The 21,665-nt window shown below is 62.4% G+C and carries 20 protein-coding genes; 10 read left to right on the top strand and 10 right to left on the bottom strand.

Annotation, left to right across the window (positions count from 1 at the left end; all coding sequences use genetic code 11):
- Positions 1–12: 12 nt before the first annotated feature.
- A complete protein-coding gene (locus AMK05_RS17710; protein ID WP_064840450.1) occupies positions 13–486 on the bottom strand; it encodes a cupin domain-containing protein in 474 nt (157 codons plus the stop codon).
- A gap of 110 nt (positions 487–596) precedes the next feature.
- On the opposite strand from AMK05_RS17710, the gene AMK05_RS17705 reads away from it, so the two are divergent.
- Complete coding sequence (locus AMK05_RS17705) at positions 597–1,133, top strand: hypothetical protein (RefSeq protein WP_064840449.1); 537 nt, start codon at positions 597–599, stop codon at positions 1,131–1,133.
- On the opposite strand, the gene AMK05_RS17700 is transcribed toward AMK05_RS17705, so the two are convergent.
- Positions 1,130–1,900 carry a TIM barrel protein gene (locus AMK05_RS17700; protein ID WP_064840448.1) on the bottom strand — a complete coding sequence of 257 codons (771 nt, stop codon included), beginning with the start codon at positions 1,898–1,900 and terminating at the stop codon, positions 1,130–1,132. The genes AMK05_RS17705 and AMK05_RS17700 overlap by 4 nt on opposite strands.
- Before the next feature lie 143 nt (positions 1,901–2,043).
- On the opposite strand from AMK05_RS17700, the gene AMK05_RS17695 reads away from it, so the two are divergent.
- Both AMK05_RS17695 and AMK05_RS17690 read left to right on the top strand, forming a co-directional pair.
- Positions 2,044–2,832, top strand: coding sequence for an SDR family NAD(P)-dependent oxidoreductase (locus AMK05_RS17695; protein WP_064840447.1), 789 nt, complete (start codon positions 2,044–2,046; stop codon positions 2,830–2,832).
- A gap of 175 nt (positions 2,833–3,007) precedes the next feature.
- Complete coding sequence (locus AMK05_RS17690; protein ID WP_064841429.1) at positions 3,008–3,472, top strand: RrF2 family transcriptional regulator; 465 nt, start codon at positions 3,008–3,010, stop codon at positions 3,470–3,472.
- 1 nt (position 3,473) lies between these two features.
- Here the strand turns inward: AMK05_RS17690 and AMK05_RS17685 are convergent, their stop codons facing one another.
- Positions 3,474–4,625 (bottom strand): monooxygenase, encoded by a 1,152-nt coding sequence (locus AMK05_RS17685; RefSeq protein ID WP_064840446.1) that lies wholly within the window; start codon positions 4,623–4,625, stop codon positions 3,474–3,476.
- Positions 4,626–5,011: 386 nt separating this feature from the next.
- Between AMK05_RS17685 and AMK05_RS17680 the strand changes: the two genes are divergently transcribed.
- Positions 5,012–5,788 (top strand): metallophosphoesterase family protein, encoded by a 777-nt coding sequence (locus AMK05_RS17680; RefSeq protein WP_171899803.1) that lies wholly within the window; start codon positions 5,012–5,014, stop codon positions 5,786–5,788.
- Between the two features lie 30 nt (positions 5,789–5,818).
- On the opposite strand, the gene AMK05_RS17675 is transcribed toward AMK05_RS17680, so the two are convergent.
- The 3 genes from AMK05_RS17675 to AMK05_RS17665 form a co-directional block, all read right to left on the bottom strand.
- A complete protein-coding gene (locus AMK05_RS17675; RefSeq protein ID WP_064840445.1) occupies positions 5,819–9,004 on the bottom strand; it encodes an efflux RND transporter permease subunit in 3,186 nt (1,061 codons plus the stop codon).
- Positions 9,001–10,179 carry an efflux RND transporter periplasmic adaptor subunit gene (locus tag AMK05_RS17670; RefSeq protein ID WP_064840444.1) on the bottom strand — a complete coding sequence of 393 codons (1,179 nt, stop codon included), beginning with the start codon at positions 10,177–10,179 and terminating at the stop codon, positions 9,001–9,003. Before AMK05_RS17670 ends, AMK05_RS17675 begins: the two co-directional genes overlap by 4 nt.
- Positions 10,180–10,438: 259 nt before the next feature.
- Positions 10,439–11,983: a cation:proton antiporter gene (locus tag AMK05_RS17665; RefSeq protein WP_064840443.1), complete on the bottom strand. Its 1,545-nt coding sequence runs from the start codon at positions 11,981–11,983 to the stop codon at positions 10,439–10,441.
- 246 nt (positions 11,984–12,229) lie between these two features.
- Here AMK05_RS17665 and AMK05_RS17660 point away from each other — a divergent pair, with 246 nt between their 5' ends.
- Genes AMK05_RS17660 through AMK05_RS17650 form a run of 3 tightly spaced genes read left to right on the top strand, consistent with a single transcriptional unit; the run spans position 12,230 to position 15,444 of the window.
- Positions 12,230–12,694 (top strand): MarR family winged helix-turn-helix transcriptional regulator, encoded by a 465-nt coding sequence (locus tag AMK05_RS17660; RefSeq protein WP_049731701.1) that lies wholly within the window; start codon positions 12,230–12,232, stop codon positions 12,692–12,694.
- Entirely contained in the window at positions 12,687–13,910 is a 1,224-nt protein-coding gene (locus AMK05_RS17655) for an HlyD family secretion protein (RefSeq protein WP_064840442.1), read from the top strand. The genes AMK05_RS17660 and AMK05_RS17655 overlap by 8 nt, the downstream gene beginning before the upstream one ends.
- Positions 13,903–15,444 carry a DHA2 family efflux MFS transporter permease subunit gene (locus tag AMK05_RS17650; protein WP_064840441.1) on the top strand — a complete coding sequence of 514 codons (1,542 nt, stop codon included), beginning with the start codon at positions 13,903–13,905 and terminating at the stop codon, positions 15,442–15,444. The genes AMK05_RS17655 and AMK05_RS17650 overlap by 8 nt, the downstream gene beginning before the upstream one ends.
- A 58-nt stretch (positions 15,445–15,502) precedes the next feature.
- On the opposite strand, the gene AMK05_RS17645 is transcribed toward AMK05_RS17650, so the two are convergent.
- The 3 genes from AMK05_RS17645 to AMK05_RS17635 are packed head-to-tail and all read right to left on the bottom strand — an operon-like array spanning position 15,503 to position 17,420.
- Positions 15,503–16,120, bottom strand: coding sequence for a DNA-3-methyladenine glycosylase (locus tag AMK05_RS17645; protein ID WP_049731698.1), 618 nt, complete (start codon positions 16,118–16,120; stop codon positions 15,503–15,505).
- Positions 16,121–16,173: 53 nt separating this feature from the next.
- Entirely contained in the window at positions 16,174–16,488 is a 315-nt protein-coding gene (locus AMK05_RS17640; RefSeq protein ID WP_049731697.1) for a hypothetical protein, read from the bottom strand.
- A gap of 23 nt (positions 16,489–16,511) precedes the next feature.
- Positions 16,512–17,420 carry a LysR family transcriptional regulator gene (locus AMK05_RS17635; protein ID WP_049731696.1) on the bottom strand — a complete coding sequence of 303 codons (909 nt, stop codon included), beginning with the start codon at positions 17,418–17,420 and terminating at the stop codon, positions 16,512–16,514.
- A 106-nt stretch (positions 17,421–17,526) separates the two neighbouring features.
- Here AMK05_RS17635 and AMK05_RS17630 point away from each other — a divergent pair, with 106 nt between their 5' ends.
- Positions 17,527–18,270: an SDR family oxidoreductase gene (locus AMK05_RS17630; RefSeq protein WP_064840440.1), complete on the top strand. Its 744-nt coding sequence runs from the start codon at positions 17,527–17,529 to the stop codon at positions 18,268–18,270.
- A gap of 231 nt (positions 18,271–18,501) precedes the next feature.
- Here the strand turns inward: AMK05_RS17630 and AMK05_RS17625 are convergent, their stop codons facing one another.
- Positions 18,502–19,413 (bottom strand): LysR family transcriptional regulator, encoded by a 912-nt coding sequence (locus AMK05_RS17625; protein WP_049731694.1) that lies wholly within the window; start codon positions 19,411–19,413, stop codon positions 18,502–18,504.
- A 163-nt stretch (positions 19,414–19,576) separates the two neighbouring features.
- Between AMK05_RS17625 and AMK05_RS17620 the strand changes: the two genes are divergently transcribed.
- Both AMK05_RS17620 and AMK05_RS17615 read left to right on the top strand, forming a co-directional pair.
- Entirely contained in the window at positions 19,577–20,392 is an 816-nt protein-coding gene (locus tag AMK05_RS17620; RefSeq protein WP_064840439.1) for an alpha/beta hydrolase fold domain-containing protein, read from the top strand.
- Between the two features lie 46 nt (positions 20,393–20,438).
- Positions 20,439–21,629 (top strand): efflux RND transporter periplasmic adaptor subunit, encoded by a 1,191-nt coding sequence (locus AMK05_RS17615; protein ID WP_049731692.1) that lies wholly within the window; start codon positions 20,439–20,441, stop codon positions 21,627–21,629.
- Positions 21,630–21,665 lie beyond the last annotated feature (36 nt).

The raw sequence follows: 21,665 nt of genomic DNA, 5'->3' as shown, positions 1-21,665 counted from the left end.
CGGACGTTGGCGTCAGCGATGGATCGGGTCGATCCAGGGCACGTCTTCCGGCTTTTCCACCGGCTCGATGTCGAGATTGACGACGACGGGTTCCTGGCCTGAGCGGACGAGCACGCATTCCAGCGTCTGGTCGCGGCTGGCGTTGATCTCTTGATGCGGCACATAAGGCGGGACATAGATGAAGTCGCCGGGGCCGGCCTCGGCGGTATATTCCAGGTGCTCGCCCCAGCGCATGCGGGCCTTTCCCTTGACCACGTAGATGATGCTTTCGAGATCCCCATGATGATGGGCGCCGGTCTTGGCATTGGCGTGGATCGTCACCGTGCCAGCCCAGATCTTCTCGGCGCCGGCGCGGGCATTGTTGATGGCCGTCGCACGGTTCATCCCCGGCGTCTGCGCGGTGTTCGGATCGAGCGAATTGCCGGGAATGACCTTGACGCCATGTTCCCGCCAGTCGATGGGGTGATGCTCGTGGTCGTCGCTCATGCCTTGCCTCCATCTCGGATTTGGCCAGTCTAGGCGGGCGCGGCGCAGCGGCCAAGCGGATTTGCCGCTAGGCGCCCGATAGCCGCCGTAGCGAAAGGAAAGCGACCCCGATGAGCCATCTGCCGCAGATCGACTACGACACCGCTTCCGAAGAGGTTCGTGCGGCGCATGACGAGGAAGTCAGGCTGCGCGGGCGCATGACCAATATGAAGCGGACGCTGTTACATTCGCCCGCCGCCCATCGCATCTACGCTGAATGGTTCACCCTGCGGGCTGAGCTCAACCCAGTCATCAGCGACCGGGCGATCTGGATTTTTTCGCATGTGATTTCGAAGGCGGCGAAATCGAAGATCGCCATCACTTTCTTTCGCCGGGCGCTGATCAATAACGGCTTCGATCCCGACGCGCTGGAACTTTCCGAGGAGGAAGCGCTGCTCGACGCCTTCGGCAAGGCGATCGTTGCCGATTCCAATGCCGTGCCCACCGAACTCTGGGCAAAGCTGAAAGCACGCTACCAAACCAAGGTGCTGATCGATCTCGTCGCCTTTGCCGGCATCATGCTGGCCACCGCGGTCTTCAACAATGTCGTCGAGGTCGATTTCGACCCCGAGCTTGAGGCCTTTGCCGAAGGCGCAAACCCGACCTAGCCCTCCAGCGAGGCGATCGCGGCCTTGACCGCGTCGGCGCCGGGTCTGGTCGGCCGGTATTCCAGGCCGACGGCGCCGTCATAGCCGTTGGCGAAGATCCAGCCGAGGCGGTGGGCCAGGTCGATGCCGCCGGAGCCCGGTTCGTTGCGGCCGGGGTGATCGGCGACATGGACGTGGAAAATACGGTCGAGACGGCCGTCCAGCACCTCTTCCGTGCGCTCGTCCATCACGGCGGAATGGTAGATGTCGTAGACGATGCCGATCTCGGGGCGGGCGACGTCATCGATGATGTCGAGACCTTCGCGGGTCGAATCGAGGAAATAGCCGACATGGTCGATGCGGATGTTCAGCGGCTCGACGCCGAGGCGCACACCACTGCCTGCAAGAATATCGGCGCCTGCTTTCAGCGTTTCAGTGAGTGCCCGACGCTGCTCCTTGCGGCTCACGCCCGGAAGATCGTCGCCGGCCTGAGCAATCAGCACCGGCGCGCCGAGACGCTTTGCCGCGGCGACGGATTGGGCCAAGCCGTTCAGCCAGGCTTGCCGGTTGCCGGCGTCGGTCAGCGCGATCATCGGCTCGGCGACGAGGCTGGTGACAGCAAGACCGGTTTCATCAAGCGCTGCCTCGATCGCGTCCAGATCCTTGTCGGTCCAGCGCCAGAATTCGACCGCCGTCAGGCCGCCCGCATGGGCGCGGCGGATGCGATCGGGAAAACTGTCGCCGTCTTCGGCAAACAGCCATTCTATGCAGCCTGAATAACGTCGCATGAAAACTCCTCGCATATGTGGACACAGGCTGTGACAGATCGGCGCCGGCCGCAAGAGGCGTTTGGGTGCTTGACGCCCGATTGCATTGACGGAACACTCGCCACATCAGGCCGGCACCGCCGGCCGCTTACGCGGAGGAAAATATGGATCTGGGACTGAGGGGAAAGACCGCCGTCATAACAGGCGCCTCTGTCGGCATTGGCTTGGCGATCGCCGAGGGGCTGGCGGCCGAGGGTTCCAATCTTGTGCTCGCGGCCCGCGGCGGCGAACGGCTCGAGGCGGAAGCCGCCCGGATCGCCGAGACGTACGGCGTCAGCGCCGCCGCTATTGCCGCGGATGTGGCGACGGTTGCCGGAACCGAGGCGATCATTGCGGCGGCGGCCGAAAAAGGCGGCGCCGATATCCTCATCAACAATGCCGGCACCGGCTCGAACGAGACGGTGATGGAGGCGCCCGACGAGAAGTGGCAGAGCTATTGGGACCTGCATGTGATGGCCGCCGTGCGGCTGGCGCGCGGCATCGCCCCGCAGATGAAGGAACGCGGCGGCGGCGTGATCCTGCACAATGCCTCGATCTGCGCCGTCCAGCCGCTCTGGTACGAGCCGATCTACAATGTCAGCAAATCGGCGCTGATGATGTTTTCGAAGACGCTTTCGACCGAACTCATCAAGGACAATATCCGCGTCAACTGCGTCAATGCCGGCCTGATCCTGACGCCCGACTGGATCAAGACCGCCAAGCAGTTGACCGCCGAAACCGGCGGGGACTGGGAGGGCTACCTGCAGAGCGTCGCCAACGAGCACGCCGCCTCCAAGCGGTTCGGGACGCCGGAAGAGCTGGCCAACGTCTTCGTCTTCCTGAGTTCGAAGCGCGCGAGTTATTGCGTCGGCTCCACCTATTTTGTCGATGGCGGTATGCTGAAGACGATCTGATGGGCGGCCGGGCAAGGCGTGCGGCGGACCGATCCTTTTCGAGATCGACAATGGGTCTGTGGATGTTGCCGATATAAGCTATAAATAATAGCTATTTTGTTGTATGTTCATGCTTTTGACGCTATTTGCCTGCTATTGGCAGGATAAATACTGCGTTTTCTACAGGGCAACGACGATGCTGACGAAAAAGGGAAAATATGGGCTGAAGGCGCTGGTGGATCTGGCGCGTCTGGCGCCGGGTGAGACCGCCTTCATCAATGACATCGCTGCCCGCAACAATATCCCGAAGAAGTTTCTCGATACGATCCTGCTGGAACTGCGCAATGTCGGCATCCTGCGCTCGAAGAAGGGGCCGGGCGGCGGGTATTCGCTGTCGCGGCCGGCCGCCGAAATCCGCATCGGCCATGTCATCCGCACGCTCGACGGACCCTTGGCACCGATCCGCTGTGCCAGCCGCACGGCTTACGAGGCCTGCGACGACTGCGCCGATCCGGAAACCTGTCAGGTGCGGCGCTCGATGACCGATGTTCGTGACGCGATCGCCGCCATTCTCGACAATATGAGCCTCGAACAATTCGTTGCCGCCGGTGGCCGCATCGACGACGCCAAGGAAGACGTGCCGATCTCCGCCGCCAGCTGAATTAGGCGCCGGACGGAAAACCGCTGCGCACTTTTCCTGGAGTTGCCCCGTATTCGCCCGCGGCATGCATCAGCTTCTGGCGCGGCAGCGACAGCGCATGAATGCGGGCATTGCGCCAATGCCGATCGAGATTGAGCCCGATGCCGGCGGATGTTTCCCCTGCCAGTTCGAACAGCGCGTTTGCGGTGTCGAGTGCCGTTTCCCCGGCAAGGATTGCGGCGGCCGAGACGGAGAAATGTGCATCCGCCATCGCCGCCTCTACCGGATTGACCTGGGCAATGTCGAGTTTGCGGCCGGCCCGTTCCAAGGCCGCCGCCGTCGCTTCGATGCGGATGGCACATTCGCCGATCCGGGCAAGGAGCGTCGTGCCGCGATCGCCGACGGCCGTTATCACGTCGCTCCATGCGGCCCGGGCGATACCCAGGCTGACGGCTGCCTTGAGCAGCAGGCCGAGCGAGGTGCCGGTCGAAGTGTCGGAGGAGGGGGCAGGCGCAATCGCATCGGCATTGACGTGAAGCGAGCCGCCGATCGCCGTTGCCGCGCCATTGGTGCGCTGTCCGAAGCCGTCCCAATCGTCGACCACCTGCAGGTCTTCGTCGTTGCATGCGAGGTAGAGCGTCAAAAGGCGGTTGGGTGGAGCGGTGGCGGCAGCCGCGATCCAGTCGGCAAAGAGAATGCCCGGCGCTTGCCGCGTTCGCCCACGCAAGCGGTAGCCCGGGCCTTCGGGCGTAAGCTCGGCGCCCTCGGCGAAGGTGGCGCCGGCAAAGCGGTCGCCGAGCAGCACACGGGCAAACAGCGATGCCTGCAGATCCTCAGTCGCCTGGGTGCGCAGCGTTTCCAGCACGCAGAAATGGTTTTCCAGCGTCTCGCCGATCGAGGCGTCGCCCTCGGCAATGATTGCGACGATTTCGGCCAGCAGTGCGTTCGACACGTCGAGCCCTCGATAGTCGGGCGGAACGGTGATCGCCGTCAATCCCGAAACCGACAGCGTGTCGAGTTCGGCAAAGGGCAGCACGCGGTTGATATCGCGTTCGCTCGCCTGATGCCGGAAGGCGGCGGCGAGGCTGCGGGCGGTTGATATCGCCTCTTCTTCACTTTCGATGCGATGCGCAGGAGGCCTCGCCTTATCCTGAAACTGCGATACCGTTCCCATCGGTCACTCTTTCCGACAGCGCCATGAGTCCTTTCAGACGCGTAAACAATGCTGCAACAGGCCTCCGCGGCTCGTGCCTTCCGAAAATCGCCCCGATTGTCGGGCCGATGCTAAAGCACGTCGCGATCTTTCAGATACGCCGCTTGCGCTTTAGCTCTTTGTTTTGCGCATGTCGTTGCCGCAAAAGCGCTTCGCGCTTTGCCTGGGAAAACCGCTCCACACTTTTGCGCGACATGCTTTCGGAATACAGGAGTGAGGGATCGGCCCGCGAATGATAAGGCCGGTTTTTCTACAAAACCCGAGCGCTTTGAATTTTCTTACCAGCTTGATTGCCTTGTGCTCCACTCTACTTACCGTCAAGTGGGCTTTCTTGATCGAGAAACATGATGAGCGGTACTCTTGCTCGCAACGGCGAGGTTTCGAAAATGGCACGCCAGTCGAGACCGCGTCTGACGCTGGATATTGCCGCGATCCCGACCTATGCGATCGGCGACATCCATGGGCGCTATGATCTGCTCGCGAAAGCCGAGGAGGCGATCCGACGCGATGCCGCGCGGCTGCCGGGGCGTAAGCTGATCGTCACGCTTGGCGACTATATCGACCGCGGGCCGGAATCGGCTCAGGTCATCGCGCATCTGATGGAGCCGCCGCCGGAAGATTTCGATCGCATCTGTCTCGCCGGCAATCACGAAATCGCCATGCTCGACTATATCGATGGCTGGATTTCCTATGACGAGTGGATGCGGATGGGTTCGGCGGAGTCGCTGAAATCCTATGGGCTGGATCCCGAGCATTTGCCGCTCGTCTTTCCCTCCGGCGCGAAGCTCGATTCCTTCCTCCGCCAGTCGCTGCCGCGCACGCATATCGATTTCATGCGGGCGATGCCTGTCATGCTGGAGACGCCAAGCGTGATTTTCGTGCATGCCGGCATCAATCCGAAGCTGCCGCTCGGCGAGCAGACCGACGAGGATCTGGTCATGATCCGCCAGCGGTTTCTCGAAAGCCGGGTTCCGTTGCCGAAGCTCGTCGTTCACGGTCATACGCCGAACGACGAGCCCGACATACGCTTGAGGCGGCTCAATCTCGATACGCGCGCCTATCGCAGCGGCAAGCTGACCGTCGCCCGGCTGTGGCAGGGTAAGGTGCATCTGTTTTCCACCTGACGCGCCTTATCGGCCGCCTGTCGAAGCGGATCAGACCGTCTCGCTTTCCACCGGGACGGTCTCGACCGGTTTTTCCGCCGGCCGGCCGCGGCGCCAGCCGCGCAGCACGACGTAGAAGACCGGCGTCAGGAACAGACCGAAGATCGTCACGCCAAGCATGCCCGAAAAGACGGCGGTGCCGAGCGACTGCCGCATCTCGGCGCCGGGGCCGGTGGCGATGGCAAGCGGCAGAACGCCGAAGATGAAGGCGAATGCCGTCATCAGGATCGGGCGCAGGCGAAGATGGCTGGCCTCGATGGCTGCTTCCACCGGCGACTTGCCCTCGTCTTCCGCCTGCCTGGCAAATTCGACGATCAGAATGGCGTTCTTGGCCGCAAGGCCGATCAGCACGATCAGGCCGATCTGCGTCAGCACATTGTTGTCCATTCCCCGCAGCGAGACCCCGATCAGCGCGGCGAGCACCGCAAGCGGCACGATGAGAATGATCGCCAGCGGCAGAACCCAGCTTTCATATTGTGCCGCCAGCGCCAGGAAGACGAAGACGACGGACAGGGCGAAGATGTAGACGGCGGTGTTGCCGGTGTGGGTCTCCTGGTAGGCGAGTTCGGTCCATTCGAATGTGGTTCCTTGCGGCAGGATCTTTGCCGCCAGCGCTTCCATCTTCGCGATGGCATCGCCTGTCGATGTGCCTGGCGTCGGATTGCCTTGAAGCGGCACCGAGACATACATGTTGTAGCGTTGGACAAGCGCCGGGCCGCTGGCATCCTGGATATCCATCAATGTTCCAAGCGGAACCAGGGCGCCGGTCGCCGATCGAACTTTCAAAGCGAGGATGTCTTCTCTGTCCATGCGATACTGCCGGTCGGCCTGCGCGCGGACCTGGTAGACACGGCCGAACGCATTGAAGTCGTTGACGTAGGCGACGCCGAGATTGATGGAAAGCGCGTTGAAGATGTTGGGGATCGGCACATTCAGGAAGCGCGCCTTGTCACGGTCGATCGACAGGAAATATTGCGGGCTTGCATCCGAGAATGTCGTAAAGACCCCGGTCAGCCCTTCCGTCGTGGCCGCCGCACCCATCATCTGGCGGGCGAGGCCGAGCACACGCGTCATGTCGGCGTTTTCAAGATCGGAAATCTGCATCTTGAAGCCGCCGGAATTGCCGACGCCACGCACGGATGGCGGCGGGATGGCGATGATGAAGGCTTCCTGGATGCTCTGCAGCTTGCCGTAAAGCTCGCCGATGATCTTGTTGGCGTTCTCACCGCCTTCCTCGCGTTCGGCAAAGGATTTGAACGGCACGAAGACGACGCCCGCATTCGAGGCATTGGTGAAGGTTGCGCCGCTGAAGCCAGCAAATTGCACGGCATTGCCGACCCCGGGCACGGTGCGGGCGATATCGCCCACCTGTTTGACGACGGCGTCGGTGCGCGCGAGCGAGGCGCCATCGGGAAGCTGGATGACGACGATCGCGTAACCCTGGTCCATGGTCGGGATGAAGCCCGCGGGAACGCGCGTGCTCATGTACCAGGTTGCTCCGAGCAGGCAGACGAAGGCAACCATCGCCGCTGTCAATCCGACCCAACTGCTGACCAGATGCCGCACAGTCCATGAATAGCCGGAGCTCATCCTGTCGAAGCCGCGATTGAAACCGCTGGCGAGACCTCTTCCAAACCGTGTGGCGATATTCGCGCGCCTGGTTTCATGGTCGTGGGTCTTCAGCAATATGCCTGCAAGGGCGGGCGACAGGGTCAGCGAATTCAAGGCCGATATCGCAGTGGTGACGGAGATCGTCACGGCGAACTGCCTGTAGAACTGGCCCGATATGCCGGGGATGAAAGCTGTCGGCACGAACACGGCGATCAGCACCAGCGAGATGGCGACAACGGCGGTTCCGACTTCGTCCATCGTCACATGGGACGCCTGCTTCGGCGTCATCCCGCGCGCCAGATTGCGCTCGACGTTTTCCACCACGACGATCGCGTCGTCGACGACGATGCCGATGGCGAGCACAAGCCCGAACAGGGTGAGCATGTTGAGCGAAAAGCCGAAGGCCAGCAGAATGGCGAAGGTGCCGATCAGCGAGACCGGAATGGCGACGATCGGTATGATCGCGGTTCGCCAGGATTGCAGGAAGACCAGAACGACGATCGCCACCAGGATGGCCGCCTCGGCGATGGTTCTATAGACCTCGCTGATCGAATCCGCGATGAATTCCGTGGTGTCGTAGACGATGCGATATTCCAGGCCCTCCGGGAAATTCTGGGAGACTTCCTTCATCAGGGTCTGGACCTGATGGGCCGTGTCCAGTGCGTTGGTTCCCGGCCGGGCGAAAACGCCAAGGGCGACCGCCGGATCGTTGTTGAGATAGCTGTTGGTGACGTAGTCCTGGGCGCCGAGTTCGATGCGGGCGACATCCTGCAACTGCACGAGCCGGCCGGCGCCCGTCGATTTGACGATGACGTAGCGGAATTCGCGCACGTCGGAGAAACGTCCATCCGTTCGCACCGTATATTCGAAGGCGTTCTTGCCGGTCACCGGCGGCGCGCCGATCTTGCCGCCGGAGACCTGGACGTTCTGGTCCCGCAGGGCGGAGACGACGTCGTCGGAGGTCATGCCGTAGGCCGAGAGCTTTTCCGGATCGAGCCAGATGCGCATCGAATACTGGCGTTCGCCGAAGATCTGCACGTCGCCGACGCCGTCGAGGCGGACGAGAACGTCGCGGATGCGGTTGCGGGCATAATTCGAAACGTAAAGCTGGTCATAGCGATGCGAGGGCGACAGGAGATGCACCACCATCATCAGGTCGGGCGAACTCTTGTCGGTGGTGACGCCGAGCCGCTGGACCTCTTCCGGAAGTCGCGGCAGCGCGATCGAAACGCGGTTCTGAACAAGCACCTGCACCTTGTCGAGATCGGTGCCGAGCTTGAAGGTGATCGTCAGCGACATGGCGCCGTCGGCGCTGGAATAGGACGACATGTAAAGCATGTCTTCGACGCCGTTGATCTGCTGTTCGAGCGGAGTCGAAACGGTATCGGCGATCGTCTGCGGGTCGGCGCCGGGATAGGAGGTGCGCACGACGATGGTCGGTGGCGCGATCTCCGGATATTGGGAGACCGGCAGTTGCGTGTAGGCGATGCCGCCGACGACGAGAAAGAGAATCGAGATGACGGCCGCAAAGATCGGCCGGTCGACGAAGAAGTGCGCGAATCTCATTGTCCGCTCTCCGCATTGGCGGCTTCAGGCGGGGTGTCCTGCCGCTCCTGCGGCAGTTCGCTCATCTGCGGCGTGATCGTCGAACCCGGCCTGGCGCGCATCAGGCCGTTGACGATGATCGTCTCGGTGCCGTCGAGGCCTTCGCGGATCACCCGATAGCCGTAGAGCCGCGGGCCGGGTCGCACGGGCTTGGTCGAAACCTTTCCTTGCGGGTCAACCACATAGACGACGCGCTCGTTCTGATCCGAGCCGATTGCCTCGTCCGGGACGAGAATGGCCTTATAGGTATTGGAGGCTGCGACCTGGACGCGGCCGAAGAGGCCCGGCTGAAGGATAAGATCGGGATTTGGCAGGCGTGCACGGATGCGGATGGTGCCGCTTTCGTTGTCGACCCGGTTTTCGGCGAAATCGAGTTTTCCCGTGAAGGGTTTGGCCGTCGGATCCGAGATCGCAACGGACACGTCGACGCCGCCGCCACCCAATTGAAGATCCTTGCCCTGCTTGCGCGCGGTATCGGCAAAATTTAGCAGGCGACGTTCGTCGACGTCGAAATAGAAATCGATCGGATCGAGCGAAACGATGGTGGTGAGCACCGTCTGGTCGGCCTGCACGAGATTGCCGGTCGAGATCAGGCGGCGGTCGATGCGGCCGCTGAGCGGCGCCTTGATCTCGGTATATTCCATGTCGAGAGCAGCGCGATCGGCTGCGGCCTGGGCGCCGCGGACATTGGCCTCGGCGGAATCGAATTCGCGGCGGCGATCGTCCAGTGTCTGTGCCGACTGGCTGCCGCTCGATGCGAGTGACTGGGCGCGTTTGTACTGCGCGTCGGCAAAGACGAGCGCGGATTGCGAGGCTTCGAGCGCCGCCTTTGCCTGGTTGAGCGCTGTTATGAACGGCCGCTGGTCGATGACGAAGAGTAGGTCGCCCTGCTTCACCAGAGCGCCATCCTCGAAATGGACTTCCTGCAGATAGCCGCCGACGCGCGAGCGGATGGAGACTTCGTCGACCGGCTGGAAGCGGCCGATGAACTCGTCATTGTCGATGACATCGCGCACCACCGGCTTTGCGACGGTGACGGGAGGAGGGGCGGACGGAGCGCCTTGCGCCATCGCAGCCAGCGGCATGAACGTGGCGATGCAGCCAAGCACCAACATCTGTCGAAGTGCGTAAGTCATACCGGTCCCTCCAATCTCGACAGCCGATCGACTGCCGCCGAAGCTAAGATGAAGTGATGCTATTCGTATCTTGCTGCTGTGAACGAAGGCCTCGGCCCCCGCGATTTCCTCCGGCGTCCAATCTTGGAAAGGAAGGCCGGCACGCAATGCACATCGGAAAAATCGTAACGCTATGGAACCGGATATAAACGGCAGCGGCGAAAAATAGCAAACGCCAATTGGCTGCGGTTGCAAAATCCATCAAACGTCAGGGATGGCGTCAGCTCTCGACGATCTCGTCGCGGCCGGGCGGCAGGACGGCGAGTTCGGCCCAATCGAGCTCCTGTTCCAGCGTGTGAAAGACATCGTCGTCGATTTCGTCGGCACGGCGCATCGCTGCCAGTTTGCGGCGTTTGGCGGCAATGACGCTGCGGCGCTGCTTGTCGAGCCTGCTGACCTCGCGCGGGTGTTTGCCATCGGCGGCGATCTCGCGCTCGGAGGTGTAGACGTCCCGCAGGATGCGGGTGGCTTTGTCCTCGCCGCCTGCAAGTTCGGCCAGTGCCGCATCGATCAACGCGACCCGGGCTCTGGTGAGGTCGCGATCCAAAGAGGTGTCCGGCTCGAATTTCAGGAAGCGGATCAGCGGTCCGAGCGTCAGGCCCTGGACGATCAGCGTGCCGAGAACGACGGCGAGCGCGCTGAGCAGGATAATGTCGCGATCGGGGAAATCGATCGGCAGGGCGAGCGCGGTCGCCAGCGTGACGAGGCCGCGCATGCCGCACCAGCCGGCCAGCAGGCTGGTCGCAAAGGTGGGAACGGTTTGTCTGGTGTAACCGCGCTTGGCGAGGAAGGTGATCGCGCGGTTGTAGAAGAGCACCCAGGCCAGACGCACGAGGATGACGGTGACGAAGACCGCGGCGGCCAGGATGATCGCGAAATTCAGCCGGCCGGGATCGAGATCGAGGACGATCTGACGGACCTGCAAGCCCATCAGCAGGAAGGCCAGCACGTTGAGCAGGAAGACCGCTGCTTCCCAGACCGAATAGGAATGAATGCGGTGGCGGGCCGTCTGGCGCTCGGGCATGTAGCGGGCGATCACCATCGCATAGACGACGATGGCGAGGATCGCCGAAAGGTGCAGCCGCTCGGCGATGATCCAGGTGCCGAAGGTGGCGACGAATTCGAGCAGGGTGCCGCCGAGCGTGCCGGCGAGCTTCAACCCGACAATCATGTAGAGACGGCCGAGGAGATAACCGAGAATGAGGCCGCCCGGCACCGCCAGCGCCAGTTCCGCCAGGGCGCCGGTGAAGAGGGCGGGGCTGGCGGCGGCGGCCACCGCGGCGCTGAAGATCAGGAGCGCCACGGCATCGTTGAGAAGGCTTTCGCCCTTCAGGATCACATAGGTCTGACGCGGCAGGTCGAAGCGGTCGAGCATGGCGGTCGCCGCCGCCGCATCCGGCGGCGCGACGATAGCGCCGAGTGCGATGGCCGCGGCAAGCGGCAGGCCGGCCATCGTCACGCCAACGGCGGCAACGGCTGCGGCCGTCACGATCACGGCGATGGCGGCGAGCGAAAAGAGCGGCAGCCAGTTGCGTCGCAATGTTCGCGGCGGCAGATCATAGGCGGCATCGAAAAGCAGCGGTGCGATCAGCAGCGCCAGTGCCAGTTCGGGATCGATCGCAACCTCGGGCGCCCAGGGCACGGCCGCGACGATGATGCCGGCGATCGCCAGCATGGTGGGATAAGGGATGCGGAATTTCCTGGAGAATTGCAGGAAGACGATTGCTACCAGCAGCAGCGTCAGCATGCTTTCGAAGAATGCCATCGCGCTCCCCAATGCGTGCCTCCGACGGAGGCTGTTCCTACCGCGGAAAATTAGGGCGGCGCTGCGCCATGGCTACTGTCTCATGCCTCGAAAGGACCGCAGGAGGGAAGCGCGGACGGGCTCGACCGGCCTGCGGCATTTTCGTCGAGGTGGCGATTCTGCCGTCCATGCCCTTGTGCATTGCACAAGCTCAATATATCTACCGATATTATAAGTATGCTTATAAATTAACGATCGCAGGTTTTCATGAGCGCCACGCCCACACTCGGCTTCCTTCTCCACGACGTCGCACGGCTGCTGCGCAAGCGGTTCGAGCAGCGCGCGAAGTGCCTTGGGCTGACCCGGTCGCAGTGGCAGACGCTGGCCTACCTCTCGAACAACGAAGGCATCCATCAGAGCGGCCTTGCCGAAATCCTCGAGGTCGAACCGATCACCCTGGTGCGCATTCTCGACAAGCTCGCCGAACGCGGGCTGATCGAGCGGCGCCAGCACCCGACCGACCGGCGGATCTGGCTGCTCTACATGCGCGACGAGGCGCATCCGCTGCTCGCCGAAATGCGCGAGCTTGGCGACACCACCCGCGCAGAAGCGTTGCAAAGCATTACGCCCGAGCAGCGCGAGCAGCTTTTCCACATCCTATCCGTAATGAAGACGAACCTGGTTCAGGCATGCCGGAGCCCGGTCGACGAGAATGAGACGAACGATGGCTGATCAATCCCCCCTCCGCGTCGTTGCCGACGCCAATGCCAAGACACCTTTCGAAGAAAATCAAGCCAAACAGCAGGAAACGGTAGCCGAAGCGCCTTCATCCAATTCAGCGCCGGCTGTCGCCGTGGCTGCGCCTGGCGGCAACAAGGTCCGCCGCCGGCGCAGTCTCACGCGGCCGATCCTGTTCGCCCTGCTGCCGGTGGCCCTCGTCGTTGGCGGTTATTATTACGTCAATGGCGGCCAGGTGATGTCGACCGACAATGCCTACCTCCAGGCCGATATGGTCGGGCTCACCACCGATGTCTCGGGTATCGTCGAGCAGATCGACGTGCGTGAGAACGAGGCTGTTAAAGCTGGGCAGGTGCTCTTCAGCCTGAGAGCCGATTCCTTCAAGATCGCGCTCGATGGCGCCAAGGCGCAGCTCGGCGTGCAGCGCAACCAGATCATGAACCTCAAGGCCAGCTATCAGCAGTCGCTGGCCGAGATCACCCAGGCGCAAGCCGATCTGCCTTATTACCAGGATCAGTTCGACCGGCAGCAGAATCTCGTCAACAACGGCAGCGCCACACAATCGGCTTATGACGAGGCCAAGCACAATCTCGAAGCCGCCCGGCAGAAGGTGACTGTCGCCAAGGCCGAAGCCGCAACCACTCTTGCCCAGCTCGGTGGTTCTGCCGACCAGCCGATCGAGGAAAATCCGCTCTACCTGCAGGCCAAGTCGAATGTCGACAATGCCCAGCGCGAACTCGATCACAGCGTCGTCAAGGCGCCGTTCGACGGCATCGTCACCAATGTCAACGCGCTGCAGGTCGGCTCCTACCTGCAGGCCTCGCAGCAAGCATTCTCGCTCGTTGCCACCGATCACCTGTGGATCGCCGCCAGCCCGAAGGAAACCGAGCTCACCTATGTCAAACCCGGCCAGACAGCCGAGATCTATGTCGACACCTATCCCGGTGTGATGTGGAAGGGCAAGGTCGAGAGCATCAGCCCGGCCTCCGGCTCCAGCTTCTCGCTGCTGCCGGCGCAGAACACCACCGGCAACTGGGTAAAGGTCGTCCAGCGCATTCCGATGCGCGTCAGCATCGAAGACACCGAGGGCAAGCCGCCGCTTCGCGTCGGCATGAGCACGGTCGTCGATGTCGAGACCGGCCATGCCCGCGGCCTGCCCGATTTCGTCAACAAGCTTCTGGGCCGGACCCAGGGCGGGGATCATGAGTAACGTTTCCGCTTCCCCGGCGACCCCGGTTGCCAATCGCGGCGCGATCACGGCCTGCGTCATTCTCGCCGTCATCATGCAGGCGCTGGACACGACGATCGCCAATGTGGCGCTGCCCTATATTCAGGGCAGCGTGTCGGCTTCCGCCGACCAGATCAACTGGGTCTTGACCTCCTATATCGTCGCGGCGGCGATCATGACGCCGCCGTCCGGATTCCTTGCCACCAAGTTCGGCCGGAAGCGCGTGCTGCTCGTGGCCATCGCCGGCTTCGTGGCTGCCTCGGTTCTTTGCGGCCTGGCGCAATCGCTGAACCAGATCGTCGCCTTCCGTCTGCTGCAGGGCCTGTTCGGCGCATCATTGGTGCCGCTTTCCCAGGGCATTCTCCTCGACATCTATACTGTGGAGGAACGCGGCTCGGCCATGGCCCTTTTCGGCGTCTCGGTCATGGTCGGACCGGTGCTCGGACCGGTCATCGGCGGCTGGCTGACCGACAATATCAGCTGGCGCTGGGTGTTCTACATCAACGTGCCGATCGGCGCGCTTGCCTTTGCCGGCATCGTCGTCTTCGTTTCGGAAACGAGGCGGGATGCGCTCGCCAAGCTGGACTGGTTCGGCTTCGGGATGATGAGCCTGTTCATCGCCTCGCTGCAGCTCTTCCTCGATCGGGGCGAGCAGCTCGACTGGTTCTCCTCCGGCGAGATCATGCTCGAAGCGATCATCTGCGCCGCCGCCTTCTATCTGCTTCTGGTGCATACGCTGACGGCGGAGAAATCCTTCGTCAATCCGAAGCTGTTCCTCGACCAGAATTTTTCGATCAGCATGATCTTCATCTTCGTGATCGGCATCACCTATCTCGCCTCACTGGCGCTGATGACGCCCTATCTGCAGACGCTGATGGGCTATCCCGTCATCACCGCCGGCATCGTCATGGGGCCGCGCGGGCTCGGCACCATGCTGTGCATGTTCATCGTCGGGCGGCTGGTCGGCAAAGTCGATACGCGCGCGTTGCTGGCGCTGGGCCTCGGGCTGACCGCATGGGCGATGTACGACATGACCGGCTGGACACCCGACGTCTCGCAATGGACGATCGTCTCGGTCGGCTTCATCCAGGGCGCCGGCCTCGGCTTCCTGTTCGTGCCGCTGACGACGATCGCGTTTTCCACGCTGCCCGCCCATATGCGTGGCGACGGCACCGGTCTCTACAACCTGTCGCGCAACATCGGCTCGGCGGTGGGCATCTCGATCGTCTCGGCGCTGATCGTCGAGAACACGCAGAGCAATCATGAGTCGATCGCATCCTATGTGACGCCGTTCAATCATGCCTTCAACGCGGTGGCGGCGCAGGGGCTCAGCCCGGTGACGGCGGCCGGGCGCGCCTCGCTCAACGAAATCATCACCCTGCAATCGACGATCATCGCCTATATGGACGATTTCAAGCTCCTGATGCTGATGTCACTCGCGGTCATTCCGCTGGTGCTCTTGCTGCGCAAGCCGAAGGCGGCGCCCGCCGTCGATCATAGCGCCGTCATGGAATAGGCTCTAGACTTTCACGCAATTTGGGACGCAAACCGCTGCACAGTTTTGCTGGAATTGCTTAACGGAACGGCTTGCTGAGATAACGCGACCCCTGAATGCCGAAGCGCCATGGTGCCTCGGCATTTTTGGTGATGCCGATACGTTTTCCCGAGACGACAGGCACCGCAGCGGAGGGCGTCAGCGCATAGGGTTGGCGGTCGAGCAGCCTGTCGTTGATCTCAATATCGATGCCGAGCGCCTGGCAGAGTTTGCCGGGGCCGCTGCAGAGCGCGGTCAGCCTGTCGGTGCCGCGCTGCTCCATCATTAGAGGGATTCCCGTTTCCGGCTCAAGGGCGCGGATGAGCACGGCCGAGCCCGGATGGCAGACGAAGTTCAGGCACCAATACATGCCGTAAATGCGGTAGATGTAGACATTGCCGGGCCGGCCATACATGGCGCCGTTGCGCTTGGTCGGGCCGCGGAAGCTGTGCGAGGCCTCATCATCGGGAAAATAGGCTTCCGTCTCGGTGATCCGGCCGCCGGCGCCATCGACCGTGAGATGGCAGCCGAGCAGATCACGGGCAACGGCGATCGCGTCGCGCTCGAAAAACGCCCTGAGGCTTTCGCCGGTGAGCGCGCCGGCGCCGATCGCGCCCGATATCATTCCACTCTCGGTCATGGCCGATGCAGATAACATCCGGCGTACTCGCCGTCATCCCGAAACCGCTTCATGCGTTGGGCCCACCCGCCTCAGCGGCCGGCATTCGGATCGCGCATCGGGATCGAGGATGATGTGACCGAGACCGGGTCGCTCGCCGGGAAGGAATCCTCCAGACCTTCCTCCAGCTCTTCTTCGAGCAAAGCGGGATCCTTGCCGCGCGCGCCGTCGCCATGGACAGGTTCGATGGCCGCCGCAAGCAGGGTTTTGGCCCGCGAGACGGCGTTATCCGAGTTCAGTTCAGGCGTGCTTCGCAGCGTCACGGCAATGCTGTCTTCGCCTTCGCCGCCGAATTCGACAACGAAGCCGTCTTCCGTCTGGTAGACGGTGATATCGTTGAGTGCCATGGCCGCTCCCCCAAACGCTCATATTAGCAAAGCGCGTTTTCCGCGTTTTGTCGAGCGAAGACCTTCACCAGCCAGTCGATGAAAACGCGTACGCGCGGCGAAAGCTGGCGGTTGCGGGGGTAGAGCAGGGAGACCGGTGTCGGGGTCGGCGGAAAATCCTTGAGCACATGGATCAGCGTTCCCTCGGCAATATCTTTTTCGGCGTGATAACGCGGGATCTGGATCAGGCCGAGGCCCATCCTCGCCGCCGAAACATAACTTTCGGCGGCGTTGACGGTGATGGTGGCGGGAACGGTGATTTCGTGCACGGCGCCGTCGACGGTGAATTCGAGCGGCAACTGGCTGCCGGTGGCGCTGGAGCGGAAGCCGACCATGCGGTGGCCGGTTAGCCGGTCGGGATGCTGCGGCAGGCCATGGGCGGCGATGTAATCAGGCGAGGCGAGGGTGATTTCGTCGAGCATGGCGACACGCCTGATGATCATGTCGCTATCGCCGGGCGTGCCGGCGCGCAGCACGCAGTCGATACCTTCGCGAACCAGATCGACCAGCCGGTCGCCCTCGCTCATGTAGAATTCGATCTCGGGGTAAGTGTCGAGAAAGGACGGCAGGCTCGGCAGCACGAAGTGGCGCGCGAGCGTGCCGTGCACATCGACGCGCAGCAGGCCCTTCGGCCTAGCGCCGGCAAAAGCCCCTTCGGCATCCTCGATGTCGGCGAGGATCGACAGGCAGCGCTGGTAATAGGCCTCGCCGTCCAGCGTCGGGCTGACATGGCGTGTCGTGCGCTGGAGCAGGCGCACGCCGAGACGCGCCTCGAGCTGCTTCACCGCATCGGTGACGGTCGAGCGCGGCAGGCCGGTGTCTTCGGCGGCAAGGGTGAAGCTGCGACGCTCCACGACGCGGCAAAACACCCGCATGGCATCGAATTTGTCCATCTATTTGTTCGTTGTTCCCGGATAGTGATGTCGAATAATGCCTGATTATCCGTGATAGGAAAAGGAGCATCTTTTCCTCATCGAAACGCGATGAAGGAGAAAGACAATGGCTTCCAACGAAAACGGCAAGGTCGCACTGGTCACCGGCGCTTCCCGCGGCATCGGCGCGGCGGTCGCCAAACGCCTCGCCAAGGACGGTTTCACCGTTGTCATCAATTACTCCGGCAATGCGGCTCCGGCAGAGGAACTCGCCCGGGAGATCGAGCAGGCCGGCGGCAAGGCGCTGACCGAGAAAGCCGATGTCAGCGATGCGCAAGCCGTCCGCCGCATGTTCGATGCCGGTGAAACCGCCTTCGGCGGTATCGACGTGCTCGTCAACAATGCCGGCATCATGATGCTCTCCTCGATCGCCGAGACTGACGATGCCAATTTCGACCGCCAGATCGCCGTCAATCTCAAGGGCACCTTCAATACAATGAGGGAAGCGGCCAAGCGTCTGCGCGACGGCGGCCGGGTCATCAACCTCTCGACCTCCGTTGTCGGGCTGAAGCTTGAAACCTACGGCGTCTATGCCGCCACCAAGGCTGCCGTGGAAATGTTGACGGCGATCATGGCCAAGGAGATGCGCGGCCGCAACATCACCGTCAACGCCATCGCGCCCGGTCCTGTCGCCACCGATCTTTTCCTCAACGGCAAATCGGAGGAACTCGTTGCCCGCATGGCGAAGATGAACCCGCTGGAGCGCCTGGGCACAGCTGAAGACATCGCCGCCGCGGTGGCCTTCCTCGCCGGCCCGGACGGCGGCTGGATCAATGGTCAGACGCTGCGCGCTAATGGCGGCATGATCTAACGGGCTCCGTGCTCGCAATTATGTGAACGGGCTTGCGGAATTTTCCCTTACAATCCTGCGGGGAGTGCGTATATCTATTTTATCGCGAAAGAGTGGAATTCCCTGCCGCTCTTTTCCGAACCTCCACAGCCTGCCGCGCCCTTCCTGCGGTGCGACAGGCTTGATGTTCAAAGTTGCACATTGCGGTCCGTTGAAGGTTTCCCCGCCTTCCGGGCCGTATTCTTTTGGCGCTCAGAAGTCGTTCAGTCTCGCCTCCACCAGAAGCTTTACCAGCCAGTCGACAAAGACACGGACCTTGTTGCTGAGGTGGCGGTTCGGAGGGTAGACGACGTAGAGCGGCAGCGGATCGCGGCGCCAGTCCGGGAGCACGCGGACGAGGTCACCCTTTGCAATTGGCTCGCGCGCCATGAAGATCGGCACCTGCGCGATGCCGAGACCGGTCAGTGCAGCCGTCAGATAGGTGCGGCTATCGTTGACCGAGGCGATGTAACGCGGATTGGTCTCGATCACCTCGTTGTGCCGTCGAAATTCGAAGGGCAGCGTTCGGTTGTTTTGGGCGCGGAAATAGTTGACGGAATAATGATCGGCCTCCAGATCCTCCGGCCGCTCGGGCATGCCGAATTTCTCGATATAACCAGGCGAAGCACAGGTGATCATCTCGACTTCGGAAACACGTCGCGCGATTAGCGACTGATCGGCCGGGGTGCCGCCCCGCAACGCGCAGTCGACATTTTCCGCAAGGTAATCGACCGTGCGGTCGCCGACACCGAGGTCGATGCGGATATCGGGATACCGCTGATAAAAATCGCAGAGCGCGGGAACGACGATCCAGTCGGCGAAAGCGCCGGCCATTTCGACGCGCAGCCGCCCGCTCGGCAGGCTCTGCGAATTGGAGAGGCTGCCGTCGAGTTCCTCCAATTCAGAAATGATCTGGGCGGCCCGCTCGTAATAGAGAGCGCCGTCCGTGGTCACCATAACCCGGCGCGTCGTACGATTCAAAAGCTTGGTGCGCAGATGCGCCTCAAGGCCCTGGATGAGATTGGTTACCGTCGCCTTGGGCATGGCGAGCATGTCGGCGGCGCGGGTGAAATTGCCCGTCTCCACCACGCGGATGAAGACGCGCATTGCCGAGAGCTGATCCATCGGTTTGAAGTCCGCAGTTTGCGTTGCACCATTATTCGAGATATGGAACAGTGTAATCGCGATATCGCTTCTTATTCCCTGGATGGAATAACAATATCTTTTTTGTGCAAAATGCAAGCGGCAGGCGTTGTCTGCTTGTCGCTGACGCAAAAGAGACCGAAGCATGACGGTGGAATGGAAAGATATGATGCTGGATAAGGTGGCCGTCGGCCCCGTTTCCGCACGCATCTACCAGGGCGCCGATTACGGCAAGGGTCCGCCGATCGTGCTTTACCTGCATGGCGGCGCGTTTCTTGACAGCGAGACGAATGTCGACAGGCCGGTGGCGATGAGCCTCGCCAAATCAGGCGCCATCGTCGCCGCCGTCGATTACAGCACCCTGTCCGGCAACCTGTTTCCGCAGGCGCTGGAAGTTTCCTTCTCCGTTTTCACATATCTCGCCAACAAGCGCGCTGCCGGTCTCGGCGACCGCAAGTTGCTGCTCTTCGTCGCCGGCGAAGAGGCGGGCGGCAATGTCGCCGCCGGCGTGGCTCTGAAGGCCCGCGATCAGATGCCGGATGCCCTCGATGGCCAGGTCTTGATTTCGCCGCTGCTCGATCCTTTCATGGGCACGTCCTCGATCCGCAAGGCCGAAGCGATCGGCATGCGTCAGCGCTGGACGGAGGGCTGGAGCCATTACTTAAGCGGCGGCGGCTGCCACCCTTATGCGGCGCCTTGTCTCTGTTCGCGTCTTTCCGGCGTCGCGCCGGCGCTGATCTTCACCGCCGAGGACGATCCTCTGCACGACGAAACACTCGGTTACGGTGCCCGCCTGAAAAAGGCCGGCGTCGGTGTGCGCCAGCATGTTCTTCCCGCCGGGACGGGCTGGCCCTCGATTTATGGTGGGAAATCCGCAGGAGTGCCCGACTGGCAGGAGCATGTCAGCCGCCATTTCGGAAGCTTCCTTCGGGATGTAAGCGTCCAACCGCAATTGCATTGAAGATGATCTGATATTTCGGCGGCTTGGGGCCGCAAGGAGAGTACTGATGACGTCCAGAAGTAAGCGCTGGGCCCTTGTGGGCGCCGGCATGGGCCTTATTGCGTCGGTTTCAGGCGCCGCATTATTTTTCGAACTGCCGATGAGCACGACCGCCACGGCCGCGTCCGCCCCGGCGCAGCCGCCTGCCGTGCCGGTGACGGTTGCCGTCGTCGCGGCGCGTGACGTGACAGCCTGGGAGAGTTTCTCCGGCCGGCTCGAAGCTGTCGACCGTGTGCAGGTTCGCTCCCGCGTCGCCGGCGCCATCCTGTCGGTGGCCTTCCGCGAAGGGGCGCTGGTCAAGCAGGGCGACCTGCTCTTCACCATCGACCCGGCTCCCTACCAGGCGAGCGTGGCGCAGGCGCAGGGCCAGGTCGCTTCGGCCGAAGCCAAGGTCAGCCTGGCGCAGACCGAGCTCGATCGCGGCCGCAGGCTTTCCGACAACCGCACCATCTCCCAGAGCGATCTCGATCAGCGCCAGAGCGCGCTGGCCGAGGCGCAGGCAGGGCTGCGTTCGGCGCAGGCCGCACTGCAGTCGGCCCAGCTCGATCTCGATTACACCCAGGTGCGTGCGCCGGTTTCCGGCCGCATCGGCAAGATCGAGGTGACCGCCGGCAACCTGGTTGCGGCCGGCTCGGCTTCGCCTGAACTGACGACGCTCGTTTCGGTCGATCCGATCTATGCGAGCTTCAACGCCAGCGAAGAGATGGTGACGCGCGCGCTTGCCGAGCTTCCGCAGACCGACAGCGCCCTGCCGCCGGTCGAGCAGATCCCGGTCGAGGTCGGTACGCTTGCCGACAGCGGCACGCCGATCAAGGGCAAGCTGCAGTTGATCGACAACGAGGTCGATGCCTCCAGCGGCACCATCGGCGTGCGCGCTGTCTTCGACAATCCGGGTGGTCGTCTCATCCCCGGCCAGTTCGTACGGGTGCGCATGGGCCAGCCGAAGGCCGAGAACAAGATCGTCATCAGCGACCGCGCCGTCGGCACAGACCAGGACAAGAAGTTCGTCTTCGTCGTCGATGCCGAAAACAAGGTCGCCTATCGGCAGATCCAGCTCGGCACGCTGTCCGACGGTCAGCGTGTGGTCGAAAGCGGTCTGGACGCCGGCGAAAAGATCGTCGTCAACGGTCTGCAGCGCATCCGTCCGGGTGCCGTCGTCGTACCGCAGATGGAAGAGAAGGTCGCGACCGCGCAGTAAGACTTCGCCTTTCCCTCCCGGGCGAAGGCGATGCCT

This window comes from Rhizobium sp. N324 (assembly GCF_001664485.1).
In the GTDB taxonomy this organism is placed as follows: domain Bacteria; phylum Pseudomonadota; class Alphaproteobacteria; order Rhizobiales; family Rhizobiaceae; genus Rhizobium.
This window is presented reverse-complemented; position numbering and strand designations above follow the sequence as displayed.